Here is a 22,500-nt window from a genome sequence, read left to right on the forward strand (position 1 = left end):
CGGTCAGCGAAACGCTGACTGGATCGCATTCACCGCCGCCAAGCCGCAGGCGCCCGTGTGCGCGAGCGTTGCGGCGTTCTCTGGCGTGACGCCGCCCAGCGCATAGACCGGCAGGCCGGCGGCTTTCACATGCTGTTCGAATGCAGTGACGCCCAATGCGGCTTTACCGGCGGACGCGCCGCCCGCCGAAAACACCGGCGACAGGATCAGGGCGTTCAGGTCTTCGGGCGCGGCCGAAGAGCCATGCCAGGCCGCTGTTAGAATCCAGTCGGGTCGGTCCGAGCGAATGCGCACGGCCTGCTCCACCCCACGTTCAGGGAGGTGGAGCCCGTCGGCGTCGATCGCCTCGGCCAGATCGGGGTCTAGTCCGACCAGCAGTTTCACGCGACGATCGGCCGTCGCTTCCCGAAGCCGATGCCCTGTGTCGACGGCGTCGGAGGCGCCAAAGGCGCGATAGACCACCGCCGAGCCGGCGGGCAGGCGCGCCGCCGTCTCCCACGGCCTGGGCGTGCGATCCGGGTCGGTGAAGAACAGCAACGGCGGCAAGGCCGCTGCGGCCGGGCTGACAGCGGCGGCGGCGCGGTTTAGAGCGGTCGCGGCGTTCCAGAGCGCGCGCGCATCGTCGCTGTAACCGGCCGGCAGGATCATGACCTCTTCTTCCTCCGCTTTTTCCGCCCCGTCCATCGCCGAAAGGGTCGCCGAGGTGCGGGCGCGCATCGACGCCGCTTGCCATGCGGCCGGTCGGGATCCAGCGGACGTGACCCTGACCGCCGTTTCCAAAACACAAGCCCCAGAGGCTATCGACGCTATCCTGGCGACGGGTCAGCGGATATTCGGCGAGAACCGCGTGCAGGAGGCGCAGGGCCGTTGGGCTGATCGTTGCGGGGGCGTACCGGGCTTGGAGCTGCGGCTGATCGGCCCGTTGCAGACCAACAAGGCCGAGGATGCGGTCGCTCTGTTCGACGTGATCGAAACCTTGGATCGCGAAAAGCTGGCGCGCGCCCTGGCGCAGGCGGGCGAAAAGCGCGGCCGATCGCCGCGCGTCCTGGTCCAGGTGAACACGGGCGCCGAGCCTCAGAAAGCCGGGGTCCTGCCCGACGCCGCCGACGCCCTGATTGCGGCTGCGCGCGACACCTATGGGCTGACGCTCGACGGTCTGATGTGCATTCCCCCGGCGGATCAGGACGCAGAGCCGCATTTTCAGATGTTGCGGGACATCGCCGAACGCCACGGTTTGTCGGTCCTGTCGATGGGCATGAGCGGCGACTACGAGACCGCCATACGGTGCGGTGCGACGCACGTCAGGGTCGGAACGGCCTTGTTCGGGGAACGAAATCCACCCGAAACGCCCTCTAGCTCGTAACCCGATGTGAATATTCGCACCCCCAAGCCTTGGCGCGGGGGCCAAGCCTCGCCATTGTCTGTCCCATGCCTACGCCCAAGACCATTCTGATCATCGACGACGACGACGACCTGCGCGAGGCCCTGGCCGAGCAGCTGAACCTGCATGAGGAGTTCAAGACCCAGCAGGCCGCGACCGCGACCGATGGCGTCCGGATGGGGCGCGAGATCCGCGCCGATCTGATCCTGCTGGACGTCGATCTGCCCGACATGGATGGCCGCGAGGCCTGTCGCCTGTTGCGCAAGGACGGGGTTTCGACACCGGTCATCATGCTGACGGCGCAATCGGCGGACGCCGACGCCATCCTGGGCCTGGACGCCGGAGCCAACGATTATGTCACCAAGCCCTTCCGGTTCGCCGTGCTGCTGGCGCGCATCCGCGCCCATCTGCGCAGCCATGAACAATCTGAGGACGCCGTCTTCACCATTGGCCCCTACGAGTTCCGGCCTGCCGCCAAGGTGCTGATGGACTCAAAGGGCAAGAAGGTGCGGTTGACCGAGAAGGAAACCAATATCCTGAAATACCTCTATCGCGCCGGGGCCAAGCCGGTGTCGCGCGAAGAGTTGCTGACCGAGGTCTGGGGCTACAACGCCGGGGTCACGACGCATACGCTGGAAACCCATATCTATCGCCTGCGCCAGAAGATCGAACCGGAACCGGGCCATGCGCGTCTGCTGCTGACCGATGCGGGCGGGTATCGACTTCAACCCTGAAAGCGCCTGGACGACAGCGTTCGCGCAGGCGATGAAACGGCATGATCGCCGCCTTCGCCCTCGCCGCCTTGCTCCAGCAATCACCGATGCCGTCCGTGGCGCCGGACGGCGTATTCCGATCGCGCGGCTATGGCCTGGTGATCGTCCGCGCCGGGCAAGACCTCCGGGTCTATCACGAGGCTGGCGGGGTCTGCTGGCCCGACCCTGATGGGGAAGATCTGAAAGACAGCTTCGCCGCCGTCGTCGCCGTGGCTGGCGGCATAGGCTTGACCGAAGCGCACGACGATCAGGCGAGCATCTATGTGTTCGACAGGCTGCCGGCTTTGCCCCCGGCCTGCCAACATCCAGATTCGAGCGACCGTGCCGCCGTCCTGGCCATCTCGGATTTGATGCAGGCCTACTATCCCGGTTTCGAGGCTCGAAAGATCGATTTCCAAGCCCGTCGCAGCGACGTGCTTGCGCGTCTTTCGCAGACGTCATCCCCCAGCCAGGCGTTCGCCGCCGCCGCCGACCTTCTGTCAGGACTGGATGACGCACATATCGAACTGAGCGCAGAAATCGAAGGCCGCGCGCAGGACCTTCAGGTGTCGAGCGGACGAACCCTGGACGCGGTCAACGCCCGCTCCGAGACAAGACCCGAGAGAGCGTGGCTGGGCGCGTGGCGCGAAGGCGTCCTTCAGACCATCCTTGACGGTGAAGGTCACGCCGTCGCCAACAATCGGGTCTTCTGGGGTGTGAACGACGGCGTAGGCTATCTGGCGATCGTGACCATGGGAGGGTTCGACGCCGAGGACGCCGCTTCCACAGAGCCGCTGGAAGCCGCGCTGGACGAAGCGATGATCGCTTTCGACGGGACGCGAGCAGTCATCGTGGACGTGTCCAACAATCGCGGCGGTTATGACTCTGTCAGCCGGTTGATCGCGTCGCGTTTCGCCGACCAGCCGCGCGTCGCCTACATCAAGAGGGGCTGGGGATCGGGCGTCGCTCCGCAGGTCGTGGAGGTGCGACCCTCGGATCGACCGGGCTATCACGGCCCTGTCTGGCTTCTGACCAGCGATATCACCGTCAGCGCCGGCGAGACATTCAGCCAGATGATGACGGTTCTGCCCAATGTCACGCACGCCGGGACCCGGACGAGAGGCGCGTTTTCGGATCAGAGCCCCGTGGTTCTCGCCAATGGTTGGCGCTTCGCCATGCCCATGGAGCTTTACGTCGATCCGCAAGGCCATCTGCTTGAAGGACGCGGGCTGACGCCGCAGGTCCGCATCGACCTCTATCCCGAGGGCGATCTGGACCATGGTCACGCCAAGGCCGTGAAGGCCCTGATGCGACGACTTTCGCATTAGGCCGCTTCACCTCGATCAAACCGGCGGACGGCCCAAGGCTGACGGAAGTTATCGGCGGATCGTGAAAAGCGGCAGGAAGACGTGCACCAGCGGGCCGATGGTCAGGGCGTAGAGCACCGTGCCCAAGCCGACCGAGCCGCCCAACAGCCAGCCGATGGCGATGACGGTTAGCTCGATGGCCGTCCGCACCCATTTCACCGGCCAGCCGGTACGCGCGACGATGCCGGTCATCAGGCCGTCGCGGGGACCGGGGCCGAGGCCTGCGCCGATATAGGCCCCGCTGGCCACGCCGTTCAGGACAATGCCGGCGATCAGCAGGCCGGCTCGGAGCGGTAGGCCCAGGTCGGACGGGATCCAGTCCAGGCCGACGTTGGCGACTGTGCCGATGACCAGCACATTAGCCACGGTCCCGATCCCCGGCTTCTGGCGCAGGGGAATCCATAGAAGCAGCACAGCCATACCGATCAGATTGACCACCAGACCGAAGCTGACTCCGCTGGGTTTCGCGAACCGCTCGAACACCCCTTGGTTCAGCACGTCCCACGGATCCAAACCGAGATCGGCGCGAACGATCAGGGCGATGGAGAGGCCGTAGAGGACGAGGCCGATGAACAGCTGGATCAGGCGACGGGTCATAGATCGACCAGATGCGCCAAACTGGCTATCGAAAACAGAGCCAGTTATGCCATTCTGGCCTCATGTCATTGCGGTCGATCGGTCTTGTTTCCCTGACACGCCATCTCGGCGCCTGGCGGTCGCCGGGCGCTGGCGCAGCCTATCGGCAGCTGGCGGGGGCGGTACGACTGCTGATTCTGGATGGCCGACTGCCCTTGGCGGCGCGGTTGCCCGGCGAACGGGAACTGGCCCAGGCGCTGGGCTTGAGCCGAACGACCGTTTCGGCCGCCTACGGTCGCTTGCGGGATGACGGATTCCTGACCGGCGGGCAGGGCGCCGCCGCACGTACAAGCCTGCCGGCCGGACCGGCGCCGCGTCACGAGGCGACGCCAACGGACAAGCCCGGTCTGATCGACCTGACCGCCGCCGTCCTGCCGGCCGATCCCAATGTGCACGCTGCCTATGTGCGGGCGCTGGAGCGGTTGCCGGCCAACCTGCCAGGACACGGTTATGAGGCGGCGGGGCTAGAGGAACTGCGCGAAGCGGTGGCCGCGGGATACCGGCGGCGCGGCCTGGCGACCTCTTCAGGGCAGATATTGATCACGCATGGCGCGCACAACGGACTGGTCCATCTGCTGCGCCTGACAACGCGGCCAGGCGCCCCGGTGGTGTTCGACCATCCCACCTATCCGCAGGCGATCGACGCCATCCTGGCGGCGGGCGGTCGCGCCGTCCCCGTCGCCCTGCTGGACGGCGACGGCGAGGAAGGCTGGGATGTCGAGGGGCTCGTCTCGGCCTGTCGCAGCAGCAATGCGGCGATGGCCTATCTGGTGCTGGACCACAACAATCCGACCGGGCGGATGATGCGGGCGGCGGACCGGACGCGTTTGCTGGCGGGATTGAAGGGGTCCGAAACCCTGCTGGTGCTGGACGAAACCCTTGTCGAGCTGACCTTGAGCGGACCGCCGGCGCTCAGCGCCTCGGCCGTCGATGCGCCGCGGATGGTCAGATTGGGATCGATGTCCAAAAGCGTCTGGGGTGGTTTGCGAATAGGGTGGATCCGCGCTGACCGGGCGGTGATCCAGCGCCTGGCCCAAAGTCGCGCCAGCTTCGATCTGGGTGTTCCGATCCTGGAGCAGCTGGCGGCGGTCGAACTTTTGAACGATGGCGGCAAGGCCCTGGCGGCGCGCCGGCCTCTCCTGCGCGCCCGGCGGGATCATCTGCGGACGCGGCTCGCTGAAAAACTGCCTGAGTGGGCCTGTCCGCGCCCGGCTGGGGGACTGTCCCTATGGGCGCGGCTGCCGGGGCCGATCAGTTCCGCTTTGACGATCGCAGCCGAGGCCGAAGGCCTGCGCCTCGCCGCCGGTCCGCGATTCGGCGTCGACGGCGCCTTCGAACGCCGGCTGCGCCTGCCCTACACGTTGCCGGAAGATCAGTTGGACGAGGCGGTGGTTCGGCTCGGGCGCGCCGCCAGAAAGGTCGGCCGGGGTCGAAAGGCGCCGGCGTCGGTCAAGCCGGTCGCCGTCTATTGAGGATCAGACGTCCAGATCGACCGTCACCGGCGCATGGTCGCTGGGACGATCCCACTCGCGGACATCGTCGTGGATGCGGGCGGTGTCCTTGACCACGGCGGAGGTCAGGCCGGGCGAGGTCCAGATGTGGTCCAGGCGCAGACCGCGATTCGATTTGCGGAAGTCGGCGGCGCGATAGCTCCACCAACTGGCCAGTTTCTGAGGCTCGGGGAAACGGTCGCGCAGCACATCGGCGAAACCGCCCGTCTCCTGAAGTCGGTTCAAAGTCTCGACCTCGATCGGCGTGTGGCTGACGATCTTGGACATGTAGCGGTGGTTCCAAACATCGCCTTCGCCGGGGGCGATGTTGAAATCGCCGGCCATCACCAGCGGCCGCGCCTTGTCCTGCTTGGCCACGACGGCGGTGAGCTGTTCGTAGAAATCCATCTTGTGATCGAACTTGGGGTTCAGCGCCCGGTCGGCAATGTCGCCGCCAGCCGGAATGTAGAAGTTCTGCACGTCGATGCCGGACACGCGGGCCGAGACACAACGCGCGTGACCCAGTTTGCAGACCTGGAAGGTGTCGCTGTCCTCAAGCGGCAGGCGGCTGGCGATGGCCACGCCGTGCCAGCCCTTCTGGCCCGCCACCCGAAGATGGGGCATGCCCATGTCCTCGAAGGCGCCGCGCGGAAACTGGTCCGTGGTGCATTTGATCTCCTGCAGCATCAGGACATCGGGCGCGCGTTCGGCGACGAAGCGGGCGACCTGGTCGATGCGCAGGCGGACGGAGTTGATGTTCCAGGTAGCGAGGCGAAGGGTCATGCCCACGTCTAGCAGGCGCGCGGCGTAAAAAAAGCCCGGCCGCGACGGGCCGGGCTCTGGGAGGTTCGTCTCTCTCGCCGCCGGGGAGGGGGATATTCCAGGGCGGTAGAGCGGCCGCCGCCGCTCGTGTGCCCAAAGTGTCACTGACGATTATAAAAGTCAAATTGCCATAATTACCCGCTTGCACGTGCTGATTATGAAACAGTCTGGACGCGGATCAGTCTCGCGGCGTTTGCGCCTGCGGCGCTGTCGCCCATTCGCCGCGCCAGTCGTAGCTGAGCGTCACGCAGTGCCGATAGGCGCCGTCCGACCACCGACCCACCGCCTGCATCGTCAGGGGACGGGGCGCGCGGACGCGACCCATGATCAGCCAGACCTCGTCGGCGCCGGGACACAGGGCGCGCGACAGGCCACGGCCGTCGCCGTCCTGATCGATGGCGTAGATATCGTTTTCCTCGGCGCCCTGGGGCAGGACGCGTCGCGCGGCGTCCGGTCCGCCGCGTGTGAAACCTGCCGTGCCGCGCGCGGTGGTGGAGAACAGACGTTCGACCTGCACCGCGCCGAAGAGACCGCGCCGCACCTGCAAGGTGACGCCCTTGGTCAGCGCCTGGGTGATCCGGTCCGACGCATTATAGGCCAGGTAGCGGGTGTCCGCATGGGCGGGCGCCGCCGCCGAACCGACGGCGATCAGGGCGAGAGCGGTGGCGGTGATACGGCGCATACGTCTCTCTTCCTCAGGTTTTGCGGCGAGAACGGGGCCTGATCCGATCAGTGCTCGCCGAGGCAGCGCAGCGCGACCTCGAGATTGCGCAGGCCATCCTCGCCAGTGATGGCCGGCGTTTCGCCGGTCGTGATGGCGCGTGCGAAGGCCTCCAGCTCCTTTTTCAGCGGCTCGGCCGGCCAGCTGTTCAGCATCCGGGTCGAATAGGAGCCGTCCGGCTGCTGGCCAAAATATTCGGTGACCTGGCGCGTGATCAGATCGGCGACGATGAATTTGGTCTTGGTCGCGACCTGCAGGGTGCGGGTCTTGTAGGGGGTCACCCAGTTGGTGGTGATGTGGGCGATCACGCCGCTGTCCAGGCGGAACTGGAGCAAGGCCGTGTCCTCGCGATCCGCGCGGGTGCGGGCAAGTTGCGGCTGGACCTCAACGATCTCGGAGCCCGTCAGGTGGCGGATGATGTCGATGTCGTGCACGGCCAGATCGATGACCACGCCGACCTCGCCCATGCGGGGCGGGAAGGGACCGACCCGGGTAATCTGAATCGAGATGATGTCGTCGTCGGCGACGGCGCGCTTGACGGTTTCGACCGCCGGATTGAAGCGCTCGACCTGACCGACCATCAGAACGCGGTCATTGGCCTTGGCTGCATCGATCATGCGCTGGGCGTCGGCGACGCTGGCGGCGATCGGCTTTTCGACCAGGACGTGGACGCCCTTTTCCAGCAGGGCGACGCCGATCTCGGCATGGAACCGGTTGGGCGTGGCGACGATGGCGGCGTCCAGACCGGCGTCGACGAAGGCCTGGGCCGTCGTGACGGGCGATGCGCCATAGGCGGCGGCGACGCCCTCGGCCGTCACCGCATCGGGATCGAAGACGGTGGTCAGGTCGAACTCGCGCATCTCGGAGGCGACGCGCGCATGGTTGCGGCCCATGACGCCGACGCCGGCGACGCCGATCTTGAGGGCGGGGGTGTTCGGCATCGGCTTAGCCCTTGTAGCTGGCGACGGCGGCGACGACCTTGTCTTGGGTCGCCTCGTCCAGATCGGCGTGCATCGGCAGGCTGAGGACCCGATTCCTCAGCCGTTCGGTGACCGGCAGGCCGCCCGCGCCCTGCGGGAAGCGCTGATAGGCCGGCTGCATGTGCATCGGCACCGGATAATAGACGGCGGTGGGCACGCCCTGATCCTTCAGGTGCGCGGCCAGCCCGTCGCGGTCCTCATGCTCGATCGTGTATTGCGCCCAGATGGAAACCCCGCCGTCGATGACGTGGGGCACGGCCGAGACATGGGGCGCAAGGCGTTCGTTGTAGCGGGCGGCGATCCGGTTGCGCCATTCGATCTCCTGACCGAAGACCTTCAGCTTCTCGATCAGGATGGCGGCCTGGATGGTGTCCAGCCGGCTGTTCATGCCGATGCGCATGGCCAGATATTTGGGATCGTGGGCGAAGGCGGCGGCGCCGGCCTTCAGGTCCTTGGCGACGACCTTGCCGTGCACGCGAAGGGAATCCATTTCCTGAGCCAGATCGTCGTCGTCGGTCAGCACCGCCCCGCCGTCGCCGTAGCAGCCCAGGGGCTTGGCCGGGAAGAAGCTGGTCGTGGTGACATCAGCCCACTTCAGCGGATGATCGCCGTTCAGGGTGCATCCGAAGCCCTGCGCCGAATCCGAGATCAGCTTCAGCCCGTGGCGGTCGCAGATCGCGCGGATGGCGGGATAGTCGGCGGGCTGACCGAACAGATCGACGGCGATGACCACCTTGGGCGTCAGGCGACCTTCGGCCTTGACCGCCTTGATGGCCGCCTCAAGCTTGGCCGGGTCCATATTGTAGGTTTGGGCGTCGACGTCCACGAACACGGGCGAGGCGCCCAGCCACGGCACGACCTCGGCCGTGGCCGTGAAGGTGAAGCTGGGACAGAAGACGGCGTCGCCGGTGCGGACGCCCCAGGCGATCAACGGCAGGATCAGGGCGTCGGTGCCGTTGCCGCAGCCCAAGGCGTGCTTGGCCTGACCAAAGGCGGCGAGGTCGGCCTCGAACTGGCGGACCTGCGGACCCATGACCCAGGCGCCGCCCACGACGGCCTCCTGAACGGCGGCCTCGATCTTGCCGCCGAGGCGTTGGCGCTGGGCCTGAAGGTCGATGAAGGGGATCATGGGGGACGCTCTCCACGGGGGAATCGGGGGCGGCGGCCGGACAGGCGGGCCGCGAATGTCGGGTCGTCCTAGCAAGATCGGGCGCGCGGGCCAAATCGCGCGGCGTCACATCGCGTTGCCCTTTGCTACCGCACACAGGTCTTGGCGCCCGTCGGCTTGCGTCTTAAGCCAGCGCCATGACGACGCTTTCCGCCGCCCGGACCAGGGTCTCGAACTGGCTGTTCGACCATGCCCTGCCGCTGTGGGCCGAGCGGGGTGTGGACGCCGATGGGCGGTTCTTCGAGCAACTGGATTTCGACGGCCGGCCGGTGACCGGACTTCGTCGTCGGACGCGGGTTCAGGCACGCCAGGTCTATGTCTTCTGCGAAACGGCCGCCTTGGGCTGGGCGCAGGGCCGTGCGGTGGCCAAGGCCGGGCTGGATCAACTGATAGCCGATCGCCGACGTGACGACGGCCTTTGGGTCTCGGCAACCGATGACGACGGCGTGGTGGTCGATGAGACGCCTGATCTTTACGACCTGGCCTTCGTCCTGTTCGCGCTCGCGGCGGCGCATCGCGTTCTTGGTGATGCGCGAGCGCGGCCTCTGGCGCTTGAGACTCTGGCTGCGATCGATCGGTTGATGGCGTCTTCGCATGGAGGATGGGAGGAGGCCCTGCCGCCACGCCTGCCGCGTCGGCAAAATCCCCACATGCATATGCTGGAGGCGATGCTGGCCTGGCAGGCGATTGCGCCCGATCCAGCGTTCGAAGCGGCGGCGCGGGTGTCGCTGGACCTGTGCAAACACCGCTTCCTGATCGACGGCGCCATTCGCGAATATTTCACCGAGAATTGGTCCGCCGATCCGGCGACGGGTCATGTGATCGAGCCGGGCCACCTCGAAGAATGGGCCTGGCTGCTTAAGCAGGCCGGGGACGATTCAGATCTGGCCACGGCGCTGCATCGTCGGACGGCAACGCAGGGTTACCGCGACGGATTCGCCATCCGCGAGATCGGCCCGACGGGAGAGGTGCTGGATGGTGGACGGCGTCTGTGGGCCCAGACCGAGGCCATTCGAACAGGGTTGAGTTTTGGCGACGCGGGCGTTTCAGGGTTGATCGCCTCTGTGTTCGACACGCATCTGGCCACCATTGTGCCGGGCCTATGGGTGGACAGCTACGACGCCGAAGGCCGCTCGCACGATGCGGCGGCGCCGGCGTCCAGCCTCTATCACCTGATGACCGCCTTTTCTGAACTGCTTCGGAGCGACGCATGACCGGCCTGCCCGCCGCCTTTCTGGATCGGGACGGGGTGCTGATCGAGGACAGCGGTTATCCGCATCGTCCGGAGCATCTGACGCTGATCCCGGGCGCGGCGGCGGCGGTGCGGCGGATGAACGAGGCCGGCTATCGCACCGTGATCGTGACGAACCAGTCGGGCGTGGCGCGGGGCCTGTTCAGCGAAGAGACGATGAACGCCTTCAACGCTCTGCTGGTCGCGCGGCTGGCCGAGGAGGGCGCGATCATCGACGCCGTCTATTCCGCGCCCTTCCATCCCGAGGCGATCGAGGCGCGCTATCGCCATCCCGACCACCCTGATCGCAAACCCAATCCGGGCATGTTGCTGCGCGCCATCGCCGAGCACGATCTGGACCCAACGCAGTCCTTCATCATCGGCGATCAGAAGCGGGATCTGCAGGCTGGAGAGCGGGCCGGGGTGGCGGGTTATCTCTTCGAAGGCGGGGACCTGGACGCTTTCGTGCGCGATGTGGTGGGTCTTTAAGACCAGGCGTCGCATTTCCTCGCCTGGTGAATTACTCTGATCCAAAAATCGGAGGACATCGCCAATGAGTGCGCCCTATCCATTCGTTGAACGCCGCTGGACTTCGCCGGATGGCCTCTCTCTCTTTGCGCGGGATTATGCGCCCGGTCCCGGCGTCGCGCGGCCGTCGGTGATCGCCATCCACGGGCTGACCCGCAACAGCGCCGATTTTGAAGCCATCGCGCCGCTTTTGGCCCAGAGCGGGCGTCGGGTGCTGGCCGTGGATGTGCGTGGACGTGGCCTGTCGGACCGTGCGCCCGACCCCATGACCTATATGCCCGACGTCTATGCGCGCGACGTGCTGGCCCTGATGGAGCAGGCCGGGATCGATAAAGCGGTCTTCGTTGGCACCTCGATGGGCGGGTTGATCACCATGGCGCTGACGACGATGCGGCCGAAGGCGGTTGTCGCGGCGATCCTGAACGACATCGGGCCGGAGGTGGCGCCGGAAGGTCTGGCGCGGATCGCAGCCTACAGCGGCCAGCCGGTCGAGATCGGCTCTTGGGCCGATGCGGCGGACTACGCGAAGCGGATCAATTCGGTGGCCTTCCCGCACTATACGGATGCGGACTGGGACGCCTTCGCCCGGCGCATTTTCCGCCAGCAGCCGGACGGTGAGATCGCGCTGGACTACGATCCCGACATCGCCGTGCCGATCCGAGCGGCGGGGGCTAAGGCGCTGGTCCCGAACCTGTGGCCGATGTTCCGGCGGCTGGCGAAGAAGAAGCCGACGCTGCTGGTGCGGGGCGCTGCCTCGGATCTGCTGAGCGCTGACATCGCCGCGCGGATGAAGAGGGCGGCTCCAACCATGGCCTATGTCGAGGTTCCCGGCATCGGCCACGCGCCCATGTTGGACGAGGCCGAGGCCAAGGCGGCGATCTTCGAGTTCCTGGCCGAGGTCGATTAGTCCCTGGTCGGGTCGACCCGTGACGCATCGCCGTAGGTCAGGGCCAGGAAGACGTCCTCCAGGTCCGGATCTTCGGTGGTGATGTCGGCGATGGTGACGCCGGCGGCGCGCACGGCGTTGATGACCTGCTCGACTGATGACTGCCCCTTCTTATAGGCGACCGCGAAGGCGCCGCCCGGACGAGGTGTCACCTCGAAACCGGCCAGCACCGGCGGCGTCGCCTGGGGCGTTTCCGGGGTCACGACGACATTGCGGCTGTCCAGACGGCGTAGAAGCTGCGGCGTCGGCTCGCAGGCCACCACCTCGCCCCGGTTGACGATGGCGATGGTGTCGCAAAGCTCCTGGGCCTCTTCGAGATAGTGGGTGGTCAGGACGATCGTCACCCCCTCCTCGTTGATGCGGCGGACATAGGCCCACAGCTGGCGACGCAGTTCGACGTCCACGCCGGCCGTCGGCTCGTCCAGGATCAGGATGGGCGGATTGTGGACCAAGGCCTTGGCCACCATCAGACGGCGCTTCATGCCGCCGGACAAGGCGCGGACATAGGCGTTGGCCTTGTCCGACAGGCCCAGCGCGGCCAGCAGTTCGTCGGACCGGCGCTCGTCCTTGGGCACGCCGTAAAAGCCCGCCTGCACCTCCAGCGATTCGCGCGGGGTGAAGAAGACGTCGGCGACGATCTCCTGCGGCACGACGCCCAGGGCGGCGGCGGCGTCGCGCGGCTCCTTATCGATGTCTCGGCCCCAGATGGTCACCGAGCCCTCGGACTTCTTCACGACCCCGGCCAGGATGTTGATCAGAGTCGACTTGCCGGCACCGTTCGGGCCCAGCAGGCCGAAGACCGAGCCGCGCGGAATGACCAGATCGACGCCGCGCAGGGCCGTCTTGGGGGCAGCCTTCTTGGACCCGGCATAGGTCTTCTTCAGTCCCCGTACCTCGATGGCGTTGTCGGGCAGGGCGGGGGTCTCTGACATGGTCGGCTATTCACTCGGACGGGACGGCGAGCGGCATAGGTAGGGCGCACGATCGCAATCGCCAACCTGTCTCGCCGACACCATCCGGCAAGCAGACCTGTCTATGTGTCAATGGTGCTTGACGTAACCCGTCTATATGTCTAGCTTGCTTGTCATAAAGACAACCGACCTTGATGGAGATCGCCGTGACCCCCGTTCAAAAAGCCAAAACGCCTCTGACCCGCACCCGCCTGATCGGCTTCGTCGCCATGGCGGTCTGCGCCATCGGCTATGTCGGTGGAGGACTGGCGCTGCTGGCGGGCAAGACCGATCAGATCGAGATGACACATGCCGCCATCGCCGGCGCCGCCCTGCTGCTGATCGGCGAGATCGGTCTGTGGGTTGGCGCGGCCTGTCTAGGCCTGACCTTGTTTAAGAAGCGCAAAGCGATGCTGAATCGTCTTCTGGGCCGTCGCCCGGCGGCGCCCAGCGAGGTTTGACCTTCGGGGCCGGTCCGCCTAGGAAGCGCGCAAGCCTTTCAGACCCGGACCGGACCATGCCTCCCCGCCATTCCGACGCCATCATCCCGCCGCCCGAAGAGATCGTCGTCTCGACCAAACGCGTGGCCTGCGACGGCGGCGGCGGGGCCCTGGGCCATCCGCTGGTCTATATGGACATGGGCGAGGACGACTTCATCGAGTGCGGCTATTGCGACCGGCGTTTCGTCCTGTCGGCCCAGGCCCACGACGAGAACGAATATCTGAGCCCCGCCGCCCGCGCGCCCGAGGCCCACTGAGACCGTAACCTCAGTTCAGTCGCGGTGTTGCGGCGGTTGGGTCTATAGACGGCTGACACGCTGTTCGGACGGAGACGAGCCTTGCGCTATCTGCACACCATGGTCCGGGTAAAGGACATCGACGCCTCGCTGCACTTCTATTGCGACCTTCTGGGTCTGCAGGAGGTGCGCCGCACCGAGAACGAGGCGGGCCGGTTCACGCTCGTGTTTCTCGCCGCGCCCAAGAATCTGGAACAGTCGGCGGCGGAACGCTGCCCCGAGGTCGAGCTGACCTTCAACTGGGATCCGGAAGAGTATCAGGGCGGCCGCAACTTCGGTCACCTGGCCTATAAGGTCGATGACATCTACGCCGCCTGCCAAAAGCTGATGGACGGCGGGGTGACGATCAACCGTCCGCCGCGCGACGGCAACATGGCCTTCGTCCGCTCGCCCGACGGCATCTCCATCGAATTGCTTCAGGAAGGCGCGCCGCTGGCGCCGGCCGAGCCCTGGGTCTCCATGCCGAACGTCGGCGCCTGGTGATGACGGCGCGGACGGCGGCTCTGCTGACGGTTGCGGCGGTCGTGCTGTCGGCCTGCGCCTCGACCACCGAAAGCAACACCGGCCGCACGGCGACGGAGCAGCTGCTCTTGGCGCGCGCCTCGGACCGGGCGGTCGAGGGGCTGGTCCTGCCGCTGCCGACGGGCGCTTCGGTCTTCATCGACGACGCCTATTTCCAGGGCGAGGGCACACGCTACGCCGTCAGCGCGATACGCGGCGCGATCTCGGACGCCGGTTTCAGCCTGGCCCGCAACAAGGACGAGGCGAACGCCGTGTTCGAAATCCGCGCCGGCGCCCTGTCGCTGGAGCAGATGCGGCGGGTCTTCGGCATTCCCGAAATGCGGATCCCGATCAACGAGACCTTCAACGTCGTCTCCCTGCCGGAACTGTCGGTCTACAGCCACCGGGACCGGGTCGGGGTCGCAGAGTTTTCCGGCTTCCTCTACGAAGCCAAGACCGGTGCGCCGCTGGGCGCGGTGGTGCCGATGATCGGCACCTATCGCATCCGCAGCCACAAGGCCTTCATGGTCGTGTCCTGGGGCCAGCAGCAGGCCCAGCCGGGTCAACGCGATCCGGGATCGAGCTGGACCGAATTCTGACGCTGACGCGGGGGCTTTGGAGCCCTATGTTCCCGCCATGACAGAGACGACTGCGCCCGAAAATCCAGAAACCGAACGCCAGATGACGCAGAACGGCCCTGCGCTGCGTCTGTGGATGATCGACGCCTCGGCCTACATCTTTCGCGCCTATCACGCCCTGCCGCCATTAACGAGAAAGTCCGACGGCCTGCCGGTCGGCGCGGTCCAGGGCTACTGCAACATGTTGTGGAAGCTGCTGAAGGACATGAAGGGCGCGGATGGCCCGACGCATCTGGTGGCCATCTTCGACCACTCGGAAAAGACGTTCCGCAACACCCTGTACGATCAGTACAAGGCTCATCGCCCGCCGCCGCCCGAGGATTTGGTCCCGCAGTTTCCGCTGGTGCGCGAGGCGACGGCGGCGTTCGGTGTGCATTGCGTCGAACTGCCCGGCTATGAGGCCGACGACCTGATCGCCACCTACGCCTGCAAGGCGCGCGATGCAGGCGGGGAGGCGGTGATCGTCTCGTCCGACAAGGATCTGATGCAGCTAATCGGCGGCGGCGTCGTGATGTGGGATCCAATGAAGGACCGGCGTCTGGCCGAGCCTGAGGTCTTCGAAAAGTTCGGGGTTGCGCCTGAGAAGATGGTCGATCTGCAGGCCCTGATCGGCGACAGCGTCGACAACGTTCCCGGCGCGCCAGGCATCGGACCGAAGACGGCGGCGCAGCTGCTGGACGAATACGGCGATCTGGACACCCTGTTGGCCAACGCCGGCGAGATCAAACAACCCAAGCGCCGCCAGACTCTGATCGACTTCGCCGACCAGATCCGTCTGTCCCGCGAGCTGGTGCGCCTGACCTGCGATGCGCCGGCGCCCGAGGCGATTGACGATTTCGCCGTGCGCGATCCCGATCCCGCGATCCTGTCGGCCTTTCTGGAGACGATGGAGTTCCGCTCGCTGCAGCGCCGCGTCGGCGACGGCAAGGCGGGACCCAGCGACGTCTCCGCCTTTGCGCCCAAGCGCGCGCCGAACCTGAACGCGCCGGTCGCGACCCCTCGCTACGGCCAGGTCGTCGAAGGCCCGGTCGAGGTCCAGACCTTCGATCACGCGGCCTATGAATGCGTCCAGACCGAAGAGGCCCTGGATCGCTGGATCGCGCGCGCGACCGAGGTCGGCGTCGTCGGCTTCGACACCGAGACCGATACGCTGTCGGCGACCCATGCGGGCCTGTGCGGCGTGTCGTTGGCGGTGGGGCCGAACGCGGCCTGCTACATCCCCCTGACGCATGAGCACGAGCCGCAGGCCGGCGAGGGCGGTCTCTTTGGCGAAGCGGGAGAGGCGCCCGAGCCGATCCATCAGCTGGACAAGCCCACGACCCTGGCCAAGCTGAAGACGTTGCTGGAAGACCCGTCGGTCTTGAAGGTGCTTCAGAACGCCAAATACGACATCGCCGTCATGGCGCGCCTGGGCATCCGCGTCGCGCCCTATGACGACACCATGCTGATCTCCTATGTGCTGGAGGGCGGACTGCACGGCCACGGCATGGACGAGCTGGCGCGCCTGCACCTGGGCCACGAGCCGATCCCGTTCAAAAGCGTGGCGGGTGCCGGCAAGAGCCAGAAATCCTTCAAGCACGTCGCGCTGAAACCGGCCTCGGAATATGCCGCCGAGGATGCGGATGTGACGCTGCGGCTGTGGCGCATTCTGAAACCTCGTTTGGCGCGTGAGAGCCTGTCCACCGTCTATGAGACGCTGGAGCGCGGCATGCCGACGGTACTGGCGGACATGGAGTTGAACGGGGTTCGCATCGATCCCGACCGGCTGAAGCGGCTGTCCAGCGAGTTCGGCCTGCGCATGGCCGAGCTGGAGGCCCAGGCCCACGAGATCGCCGGACGCCCCTTCAACATCGGCTCGCCGCGCCAGATCGGCGAGATCCTGTTCGGCGAACTGAACCTACCGGGCGGCAAGAAGACCGCCTCGGGTCAGTGGGGCACCGACGCCAGCGTGCTGGAGGAACTGGCGCTCAGCCACGATCTGCCGCGCGCGATCCTGGACTGGCGCCAGCTGTCCAAGCTGAAGGGCACATACACGGACGCCTTGACCGCGGCCGCCGATCCCAAGACCGATAGGGTGCACACCAGCTATCAGCTGGCCGCCGCCACCACGGGCCGTCTGGCGTCCAGCGATCCCAACTTGCAGAACATCCCGATCCGCACCGAGACCGGCCGTGAAATCCGCCAGGCCTTCATCGCCGCGCCCGGCAATGTCCTGATCAGCGCCGACTACAGCCAGATCGAGCTGCGTCTGCTGGCGCATATCGGCGACATCCCCGAGCTGAAGCGCGCCTTCAAGGCGGGGCTGGACATTCACGCCGCCACGGCGTCCGAGATGTTCGGTGTTCCCGTCGAGGGCATGCCGTCCGAGACCCGCCGCCGCGCCAAGGCGATCAACTTCGGCATTGTCTATGGCATTTCGGCCTTCGGCTTGGCCAATCAGCTGGGCATCGATCAGGGCGAGGCGGGGGCCTATATCAAGACCTATTTCGAACGGTTCCCGGGCATCCGCGCCTATATGGACAAGACCAAGGCCGAGGTGCGCCAGACGGGCTTCGTCTCGACCGTCTTCGGCCGCCGAATCCACATCCCGGCTATTCACTCCAAGTCCGGCGCCGAGCGCCAGTTCGGCGAGCGCGCCGCCATCAACGCCCCGATCCAGGGCGCCGCCGCCGACATCATCCGCCGCGCCATGATCCGTATGCCCTCCGCCCTGACCGAGGCGGGCCTTGCTACGCGCATGCTGCTTCAGGTCCACGACGAACTGGTGTTCGAGGCGCCGGAAGCCGAGACCGACAGCGCCATCGCCGTCATCAAACGCGTGATGGAAAACGCGTCGGACCCAGCCGTGGCCCTGACAGTTCCGCTGGTGGTGGATGCTCGCGCGGCGTTGAACTGGGACGCGGCGCACTAGGATCGGGCTAGGCGGCGATCATTCCGATGTCGTCGGGCAGTTCGCCGCGGCCGAGCAGGCCGGTTTCGAAGTCCATGAAGATGTCCATCAGCTCCTCGACGTTCACCGGAGAGGCCGACGGGCCGAAGCGGAAGCGCCAGTAGCTGACGATGTGCTGGACGGCGCCTAGTTGGTCACCCAGCTTGGCGAACATGGAGGGAGCGTCCAGCAGGAAGTCGCGGAAGGCGATCGGGCGGCCTTCTTGGGTCAGCTTGGCGTAGGCGTCGTCATAGACGCGCAAGGTGCGGCTGACCTCGTCGCAGGTCTTGATTATGCGGCCCCGCAGGACATCGCGGCTGCGCGCCAGATATTCCTTGGCGGCGCGATCGACCTTGCCGACGGGCTTGATGGTGCGCACGGCCTCGGCGACCCCGGCGACCTCGCCCAGCAGGGCGGCGAGTGTCCACTTGTAATAGAGGAAGCCTTTCCAGCAGAAGACGCCCTCCTGATATTGTTCGGGCGCCAGGCGCAGGGTCAATCGCAGGGCGTCCAGCTGATCGCCGGGCGTGTTCGACAGAATCTTGGACGCCATCCGCCCGGCGGAATCCGAATTCACGGCCACCGTATCCGCGCCGAGGCTGAGCGTCACCAGCGGCTCGATCTCGCTGCGGACGAAGGCCAGCATTCGCTGAAGATCACTGTCGCTGATCGAGAAGTAGCAGGGCGAGGGGTCCAGGCCGCCGCGACGCAATTGCTCGCGCAGCAAAAAGGGGTCCAGCGACGGCAGTCTGTCGATCAGGCGCAGGGTCTCGATGTCGGGATGGTTGGGCGCAACGCCGAACGCTTCCATCATCATCCGCTCGAAGCCGATCTGATTGACGAAGACGTATCGGCCGCCGGTCTTCAAGTCGGCATCGTCGATGGGGATGACGACCTTAGTCGCGACCTGGCGTCGGCCGGTGAACAGATCGGTCTCATTGCGCCGCAGACGATGTTTGATGATCAGGGCGCGGTTCAGCGCCGCCGTACGGAAGATCGGACGCGCCGCCCAGTCGGGATTGCGCACGGCGCCGTCGGGCGCGCTGTCGCCGTTCTCCTCCCACACGCGCAGCAGATTCAGCACGCGAGCTGTGGAGGCCGAGCTCTTGAGGTGCTCCAGGTTGCGGACGGCGCGATCAGTCATGGCGCTGACGTTACGCCAACAATCGTCACCAAATGGCTTAGCTCGGGAAATAAAATATCTGCGGTCGGCGAACTTCTGCCGTTCGATCCTGCGCGCCGGACAATGGCTTTGAGCGCTGCGCTGGCGCGTGACGGCGATCCGGGTCTAGAACGGCGGCATGCAGATTTTCGACATTCTGATCATCCTCGCGATCCTGGCCGTGACGATCACCTTGGGCTTCGGCCTCTATTCGCTGTTCCGGGGCGGGGACTATGCGCGCAGCCATTCCAACAAGCTGATGCGGCTGCGCGTCGGGCTTCAGGCGGTGGCCGTCATCCTGCTGGTCGTCGGCATGATGTGGAAGGCGACGCAGGGAACCTGATCATGGTGACGCTGAACAAGATCTATACCCGCACGGGCGATGACGGTCGCACGCGGCTGGCGTCCGGCGCGCCTGTGTCCAAGAGCGATGCCCGGGTCGAGGCCTATGGCGCGGTGGATGAGCTGAACGCGGTGATCGGGGTCGCCCGGCTGAACAGCGGCCAGAACGACCGGATCGACTCCATGCTGGGCCGGATCCAGAATGAGCTGTTCGACCTGGGCGCCGATCTGGCCACGCCTCTGGACCCGCCGCCGGCCTGGGAGGCCTTGCGCATCGTCGAGAGCCAGGTTGCGCGGCTAGAGCAGGAAATCGACTGGATGAACGAGAACCTGAAGGCGCTCGACAGCTTCATCCTGCCGGGCGGCGCTCCCTTGTCGGCCCATTTGCATGTCGCGCGCACCGTCTGCCGACGGGCCGAACGCGAGGCGGTGCGTCTGATCGAGAACGGCGAGGCCGTGAACGTCGAGGCGGTCAAATATCTGAACCGCCTGTCCGACCATCTGTTCGTCGCGGCTCGACGCGCCAACGCCAACGGCGCCAGCGACATCAAATGGAAGCCCGGCGCGACCCGCTAGGCGAAACCGGTCAGGCGGCGGGACGCGCCGCCGCCAGTGCGGCTTTCTGACGCTCGGCCTCTGCGGCTCGGGCGCGGCTCTGGGCGGCGAGATCCTGTTCGATCCGAACCAGCTCCCGGTTCTTCTCGGCCGAAGCCTCGGCGCGCGACACGCCATTGGGGCGACCGGTGATCTGGGCGATGGAGATAGGCTGGGCGCAGATGCGGCTTTCCATGTCGTACCATTTTCCGGCCGCCTCGCAGCGTTTGCCGGGCGCGACCCAATAGTCCTGCAAGGCGAAAATCCCGACGACCGTGATGCCGAACAGGCCGAAGAAGATCATCGCCAGGCGGGGAAAGGTCAGGAAACGCTTCATCTCGTGGTCCGTTGGATAGGGATCGAAGCCACAGCTTGACCCCACGTTACGTTGACAGGCCTTCGCGACCGCTCCATGTCCTGCCCACACATTCAGGCGATTTCACGGATAGACCCATGAAGGTACTCGTCCCCGTCAAACGGGTGATCGACTATAACGTCAAGGCCCGCGTCAAGGCGGATCAGTCAGGCGTCGATCTGGCCAACGTCAAGATGAGCATGAACCCCTTCGACGAGATCGCCGTCGAAGAGGCGGTTCGTCTGAAGGAAGGCAAGGAACACCATGGCGCTGGCACCGCGACGGAAATCGTCGTGGTCTCCATCGGCGTCACCCAGGCGCAGGAAACCATCCGCACGGCGCTGGCCATGGGCGCGGATCGGGGTCTGCTGATTCAGTCGGACACGGATCTTGAGCCGCTGGCGGTCGCCAAGCTGCTAAAGGCGGTGGTCGAGGAAGAAAGGCCCGACCTGGTCCTGATGGGCAAACAGTCGATCGACGGCGACAACAATGCGGTGGGTCAGATGCTGGCCGCCCTGCTGGACTGGCCGCAGGCGACCTTCGCCGGCAAGCTGGTGATCGATGCCGGCAAGGCCACGGTCACGCGCGAGGTCGATGGCGGCCTGCAGACGATCGCCGCCGAACTGCCGGCGGTGGTGACGGTGGACCTGCGGCTGAACACGCCGCGCTACGCCTCCCTGCCGAACATCATGAAGGCCAAGAAGAAGGAGATCGCCATGAAGGCGGTCGCCGACTACGGCGTCGATGTCGCCGACCGTCTGAAGGTCATCAAGGTCACCGAGCCGCCCAAACGGTCGGCCGGCGTCAAGGTGGCCGATGCGGCCGAACTGGTTTCCAAGCTCAAGTCTGCGGGAGCGCTGTAATATGGCTGTCCTCGTCATCGCCGATCACGACGGTTCGACCGTTCGCGACACCACCCACAAGACCGTGACCGCCGCGCTGGGCCTGTCGTCCGATGTCGACGTCCTGGTCCTGGGGCAGGGGGCGCAGGCCGCCGCCGATAGCGCCGCCAAGATCGCGGGCGTCCGCAAGGTGCTGCTGGCTGATAGCGCCGGTCTGGGCAAGATGCTGGCTGAGGCGGTTGAGGCGACCGTCCTGCCGCTGGCCGGGGGCTACGACGCCATGCTGACACCTGCGACCACGGACGGAAAGAACTTCGCCCCGCGTCTGGCCGCCAAGCTGGACGTCGCGCCGATTTCGGACATCATCGAGGTGGTGTCGGCCGATACCTTCGTGCGCCCCATCTATGCCGGCAATGCGCTAGAGACGATCCAGTCGGCCGACGGCAAGAAGGTGATCACGGTGCGCCCGACCGCCTTCGCCGCCGCGGCTGAGGGCGGTTCGGCGCCGGTCGAGAGCGTCGCCGGCGCTGATGCGCCCAAGACGGCCTTCGTGTCCGAGGAAATGGTCAAGTCGGACCGGCCCGAACTGGGCGCCGCCAAGATCATCGTCTCGGGCGGTCGCGCCCTGGGCTCGGCGGACGAGTTCCATGCCGTGATGGAGCCGCTCGCCGACAAGCTGGGGGCCGCCATCGGCGCCTCGCGCGCGGCGGTCGACGCCGGCTATGCGCCCAACGACTATCAGGTCGGTCAGACCGGCAAGGTGGTCGCCCCGGCGCTCTACATCGCCATCGGCATCTCGGGCGCGATTCAGCACCTGGCCGGGATGAAGGACTCCAAGACCATCGTCGCCATCAACAAGGACGCGGACGCCCCGATCTTCCAGGTCGCGGACTATGGTCTGGTCGGCGACTACAAGACGGTGGTGCCGGAACTGATGGCCGCCTTGGGCTAGGCCCAGGTCGAATCGATCTGAAGAGGGCGCGGCGCCGATCGGAGCCGCGCCCTTTTTCTTGCCCGTAGAGGACCGCATGGCGAACTTGCCTGTAAGGCTGCAGCCCGGCGCTGCGGCCGATCGCATTGATGGCTGGGCGACCGACGCCGAGGGACGACCCGTGCTCAAGGTGCGCGTCCGCGCCCGTCCGATCGAGGGAGAGGCCAACGACGCCCTGATCCGGATGCTGGCCAAAAGCCTTGGCGTGCCGAAGTCGTCGATCAGCGTGGGACGCGGCGGACAGTCGCGCTCGAAAATGATCGTCGTGCAGGGACTGGATGACGAAGAGCTGCGCTCGCGCCTCGTCGACGGTCTTTCTGGCGATTGAGGAGAGCCATCCGGCCGATTGATGCGTTCTGCATCGGAACAGGAGACCAG

26 protein-coding genes are annotated in these 22,500 nt (G+C 66.2%); 17 read left to right on the forward strand and 9 right to left on the reverse strand.

What is annotated here, in order from left to right:
• Positions 1-3: 3 nt before the first annotated feature.
• Positions 4-648, reverse strand: coding sequence for a thiamine phosphate synthase (locus B3T77_RS02420; protein WP_292076826.1), 645 nt, complete (start codon positions 646-648; stop codon positions 4-6).
• Here B3T77_RS02420 and B3T77_RS02425 point away from each other — a divergent pair.
• The 3 genes from B3T77_RS02425 to B3T77_RS02435 all read left to right on the forward strand — a co-directional run bounded on the left by B3T77_RS02425 (position 647) and on the right by B3T77_RS02435 (position 3,461).
• Positions 647-1,363, forward strand: a complete 717-nt coding sequence (locus tag B3T77_RS02425) for a YggS family pyridoxal phosphate-dependent enzyme (protein ID WP_292076828.1) — start codon at positions 647-649, stop codon at positions 1,361-1,363. The genes B3T77_RS02420 and B3T77_RS02425 overlap by 2 nt on opposite strands.
• Positions 1,364-1,428: 65 nt before the next feature.
• Entirely contained in the window at positions 1,429-2,115 is a 687-nt protein-coding gene (locus B3T77_RS02430) for a response regulator transcription factor (protein WP_066627096.1), read from the forward strand.
• A 41-nt stretch (positions 2,116-2,156) separates the two neighbouring features.
• Entirely contained in the window at positions 2,157-3,461 is a 1,305-nt protein-coding gene (locus B3T77_RS02435) for a S41 family peptidase (RefSeq protein ID WP_292076831.1), read from the forward strand.
• A 48-nt stretch (positions 3,462-3,509) separates the two neighbouring features.
• Here B3T77_RS02435 and B3T77_RS02440 read toward each other — a convergent pair whose 3' ends face one another.
• Entirely contained in the window at positions 3,510-4,097 is a 588-nt protein-coding gene (locus B3T77_RS02440; RefSeq protein ID WP_292076833.1) for a YczE/YyaS/YitT family protein, read from the reverse strand.
• A gap of 62 nt (positions 4,098-4,159) precedes the next feature.
• Between B3T77_RS02440 and B3T77_RS02445 the strand changes: the two genes are divergently transcribed.
• A complete protein-coding gene (locus B3T77_RS02445; protein WP_292076835.1) occupies positions 4,160-5,608 on the forward strand; it encodes a PLP-dependent aminotransferase family protein in 1,449 nt (482 codons plus the stop codon).
• A gap of 3 nt (positions 5,609-5,611) precedes the next feature.
• Here the strand turns inward: B3T77_RS02445 and B3T77_RS02450 are convergent, their stop codons facing one another.
• The 4 genes from B3T77_RS02450 to B3T77_RS02465 all read right to left on the reverse strand — a co-directional run bounded on the left by B3T77_RS02450 (position 5,612) and on the right by B3T77_RS02465 (position 9,278).
• On the reverse strand, positions 5,612-6,409 hold the full coding sequence (locus B3T77_RS02450; RefSeq protein WP_292076837.1) for an exodeoxyribonuclease III: 798 nt from the start codon (positions 6,407-6,409) through the stop codon (positions 5,612-5,614).
• Positions 6,410-6,626: 217 nt separating this feature from the next.
• A complete protein-coding gene (locus B3T77_RS02455; RefSeq protein WP_045810938.1) occupies positions 6,627-7,130 on the reverse strand; it encodes a hypothetical protein in 504 nt (167 codons plus the stop codon).
• 47 nt (positions 7,131-7,177) lie between these two features.
• A complete protein-coding gene (locus tag B3T77_RS02460) occupies positions 7,178-8,110 on the reverse strand; it encodes a Gfo/Idh/MocA family protein (protein WP_292076840.1) in 933 nt (310 codons plus the stop codon).
• 4 nt (positions 8,111-8,114) lie between these two features.
• Entirely contained in the window at positions 8,115-9,278 is a 1,164-nt protein-coding gene (locus tag B3T77_RS02465) for a DegT/DnrJ/EryC1/StrS family aminotransferase (RefSeq protein WP_292076842.1), read from the reverse strand.
• Between the two features lie 176 nt (positions 9,279-9,454).
• On the opposite strand from B3T77_RS02465, the gene B3T77_RS02470 reads away from it, so the two are divergent.
• From B3T77_RS02470 to B3T77_RS02480, 3 genes are all read left to right on the forward strand, one after another.
• Entirely contained in the window at positions 9,455-10,531 is a 1,077-nt protein-coding gene (locus tag B3T77_RS02470; protein ID WP_292076844.1) for an AGE family epimerase/isomerase, read from the forward strand.
• On the forward strand, positions 10,528-11,037 hold the full coding sequence (locus tag B3T77_RS02475; RefSeq protein WP_292076846.1) for a D-glycero-alpha-D-manno-heptose-1,7-bisphosphate 7-phosphatase: 510 nt from the start codon (positions 10,528-10,530) through the stop codon (positions 11,035-11,037). The genes B3T77_RS02470 and B3T77_RS02475 overlap by 4 nt, the downstream gene beginning before the upstream one ends.
• 64 nt (positions 11,038-11,101) lie before the next feature.
• Positions 11,102-11,983, forward strand: a complete 882-nt coding sequence (locus tag B3T77_RS02480; RefSeq protein ID WP_292076848.1) for an alpha/beta fold hydrolase — start codon at positions 11,102-11,104, stop codon at positions 11,981-11,983.
• On the opposite strand, the gene B3T77_RS02485 is transcribed toward B3T77_RS02480, so the two are convergent.
• A complete protein-coding gene (locus B3T77_RS02485; RefSeq protein ID WP_055809533.1) occupies positions 11,980-12,954 on the reverse strand; it encodes an ABC transporter ATP-binding protein in 975 nt (324 codons plus the stop codon). The two genes, B3T77_RS02480 and B3T77_RS02485, sit on opposite strands and share 4 nt — an antisense overlap.
• 185 nt (positions 12,955-13,139) lie before the next feature.
• Between B3T77_RS02485 and B3T77_RS02490 the strand changes: the two genes are divergently transcribed.
• The 5 genes from B3T77_RS02490 (at position 13,140) to polA (ending at position 17,818) form a co-directional block, all read left to right on the forward strand.
• A complete protein-coding gene (locus B3T77_RS02490) occupies positions 13,140-13,433 on the forward strand; it encodes a hypothetical protein (protein ID WP_284877050.1) in 294 nt (97 codons plus the stop codon).
• Positions 13,434-13,489: 56 nt separating this feature from the next.
• Positions 13,490-13,729: a zinc-finger domain-containing protein gene (locus tag B3T77_RS02495; RefSeq protein WP_017505425.1), complete on the forward strand. Its 240-nt coding sequence runs from the start codon at positions 13,490-13,492 to the stop codon at positions 13,727-13,729.
• An 81-nt stretch (positions 13,730-13,810) separates the two neighbouring features.
• Positions 13,811-14,251 (forward strand): VOC family protein, encoded by a 441-nt coding sequence (locus B3T77_RS02500; protein ID WP_292076856.1) that lies wholly within the window; start codon positions 13,811-13,813, stop codon positions 14,249-14,251.
• Positions 14,251-14,868, forward strand: coding sequence for a DUF6655 family protein (locus B3T77_RS02505; RefSeq protein ID WP_017505427.1), 618 nt, complete (start codon positions 14,251-14,253; stop codon positions 14,866-14,868). The genes B3T77_RS02500 and B3T77_RS02505 overlap by 1 nt, the downstream gene beginning before the upstream one ends.
• 37 nt (positions 14,869-14,905) lie before the next feature.
• Positions 14,906-17,818 (forward strand): DNA polymerase I, encoded by a 2,913-nt coding sequence (gene polA, locus B3T77_RS02510; protein ID WP_292076859.1) that lies wholly within the window; start codon positions 14,906-14,908, stop codon positions 17,816-17,818.
• Positions 17,819-17,825: 7 nt separating this feature from the next.
• Here the strand turns inward: polA and B3T77_RS02515 are convergent, their stop codons facing one another.
• Entirely contained in the window at positions 17,826-18,980 is a 1,155-nt protein-coding gene (locus B3T77_RS02515) for a hypothetical protein (protein ID WP_292076862.1), read from the reverse strand.
• 157 nt (positions 18,981-19,137) lie between these two features.
• Between B3T77_RS02515 and B3T77_RS02520 the strand changes: the two genes are divergently transcribed.
• Positions 19,138-19,341: a twin transmembrane helix small protein gene (locus tag B3T77_RS02520; RefSeq protein WP_271042164.1), complete on the forward strand. Its 204-nt coding sequence runs from the start codon at positions 19,138-19,140 to the stop codon at positions 19,339-19,341.
• Between the two features lie 2 nt (positions 19,342-19,343).
• On the forward strand, positions 19,344-19,916 hold the full coding sequence (locus B3T77_RS02525; protein ID WP_292076875.1) for a cob(I)yrinic acid a,c-diamide adenosyltransferase: 573 nt from the start codon (positions 19,344-19,346) through the stop codon (positions 19,914-19,916).
• A gap of 10 nt (positions 19,917-19,926) precedes the next feature.
• Here the strand turns inward: B3T77_RS02525 and B3T77_RS02530 are convergent, their stop codons facing one another.
• The gene (locus tag B3T77_RS02530) at positions 19,927-20,271 is read right to left on the reverse strand and encodes a hypothetical protein (protein WP_055755047.1); all 345 of its coding nucleotides are present in this window, start codon (positions 20,269-20,271) and stop codon (positions 19,927-19,929) included.
• 116 nt (positions 20,272-20,387) lie between these two features.
• Here B3T77_RS02530 and B3T77_RS02535 point away from each other — a divergent pair, with 116 nt between their 5' ends.
• From B3T77_RS02535 to B3T77_RS02545, 3 genes are all read left to right on the forward strand, one after another.
• A complete protein-coding gene (locus B3T77_RS02535; RefSeq protein ID WP_292076902.1) occupies positions 20,388-21,152 on the forward strand; it encodes an electron transfer flavoprotein subunit beta/FixA family protein in 765 nt (254 codons plus the stop codon).
• A 1-nt stretch (position 21,153) separates the two neighbouring features.
• Complete coding sequence (locus B3T77_RS02540) at positions 21,154-22,083, forward strand: electron transfer flavoprotein subunit alpha/FixB family protein (protein WP_292076904.1); 930 nt, start codon at positions 21,154-21,156, stop codon at positions 22,081-22,083.
• A gap of 76 nt (positions 22,084-22,159) precedes the next feature.
• Entirely contained in the window at positions 22,160-22,450 is a 291-nt protein-coding gene (locus tag B3T77_RS02545) for a DUF167 domain-containing protein (protein WP_165114635.1), read from the forward strand.
• Positions 22,451-22,500: the final 50 nt, after the last annotated feature.

Origin of the sequence: Brevundimonas sp. UBA7838 (genome assembly GCF_002500885.1) — a bacterium.
GTDB classification, from domain to species: domain Bacteria; phylum Pseudomonadota; class Alphaproteobacteria; order Caulobacterales; family Caulobacteraceae; genus Brevundimonas; species Brevundimonas vesicularis_C.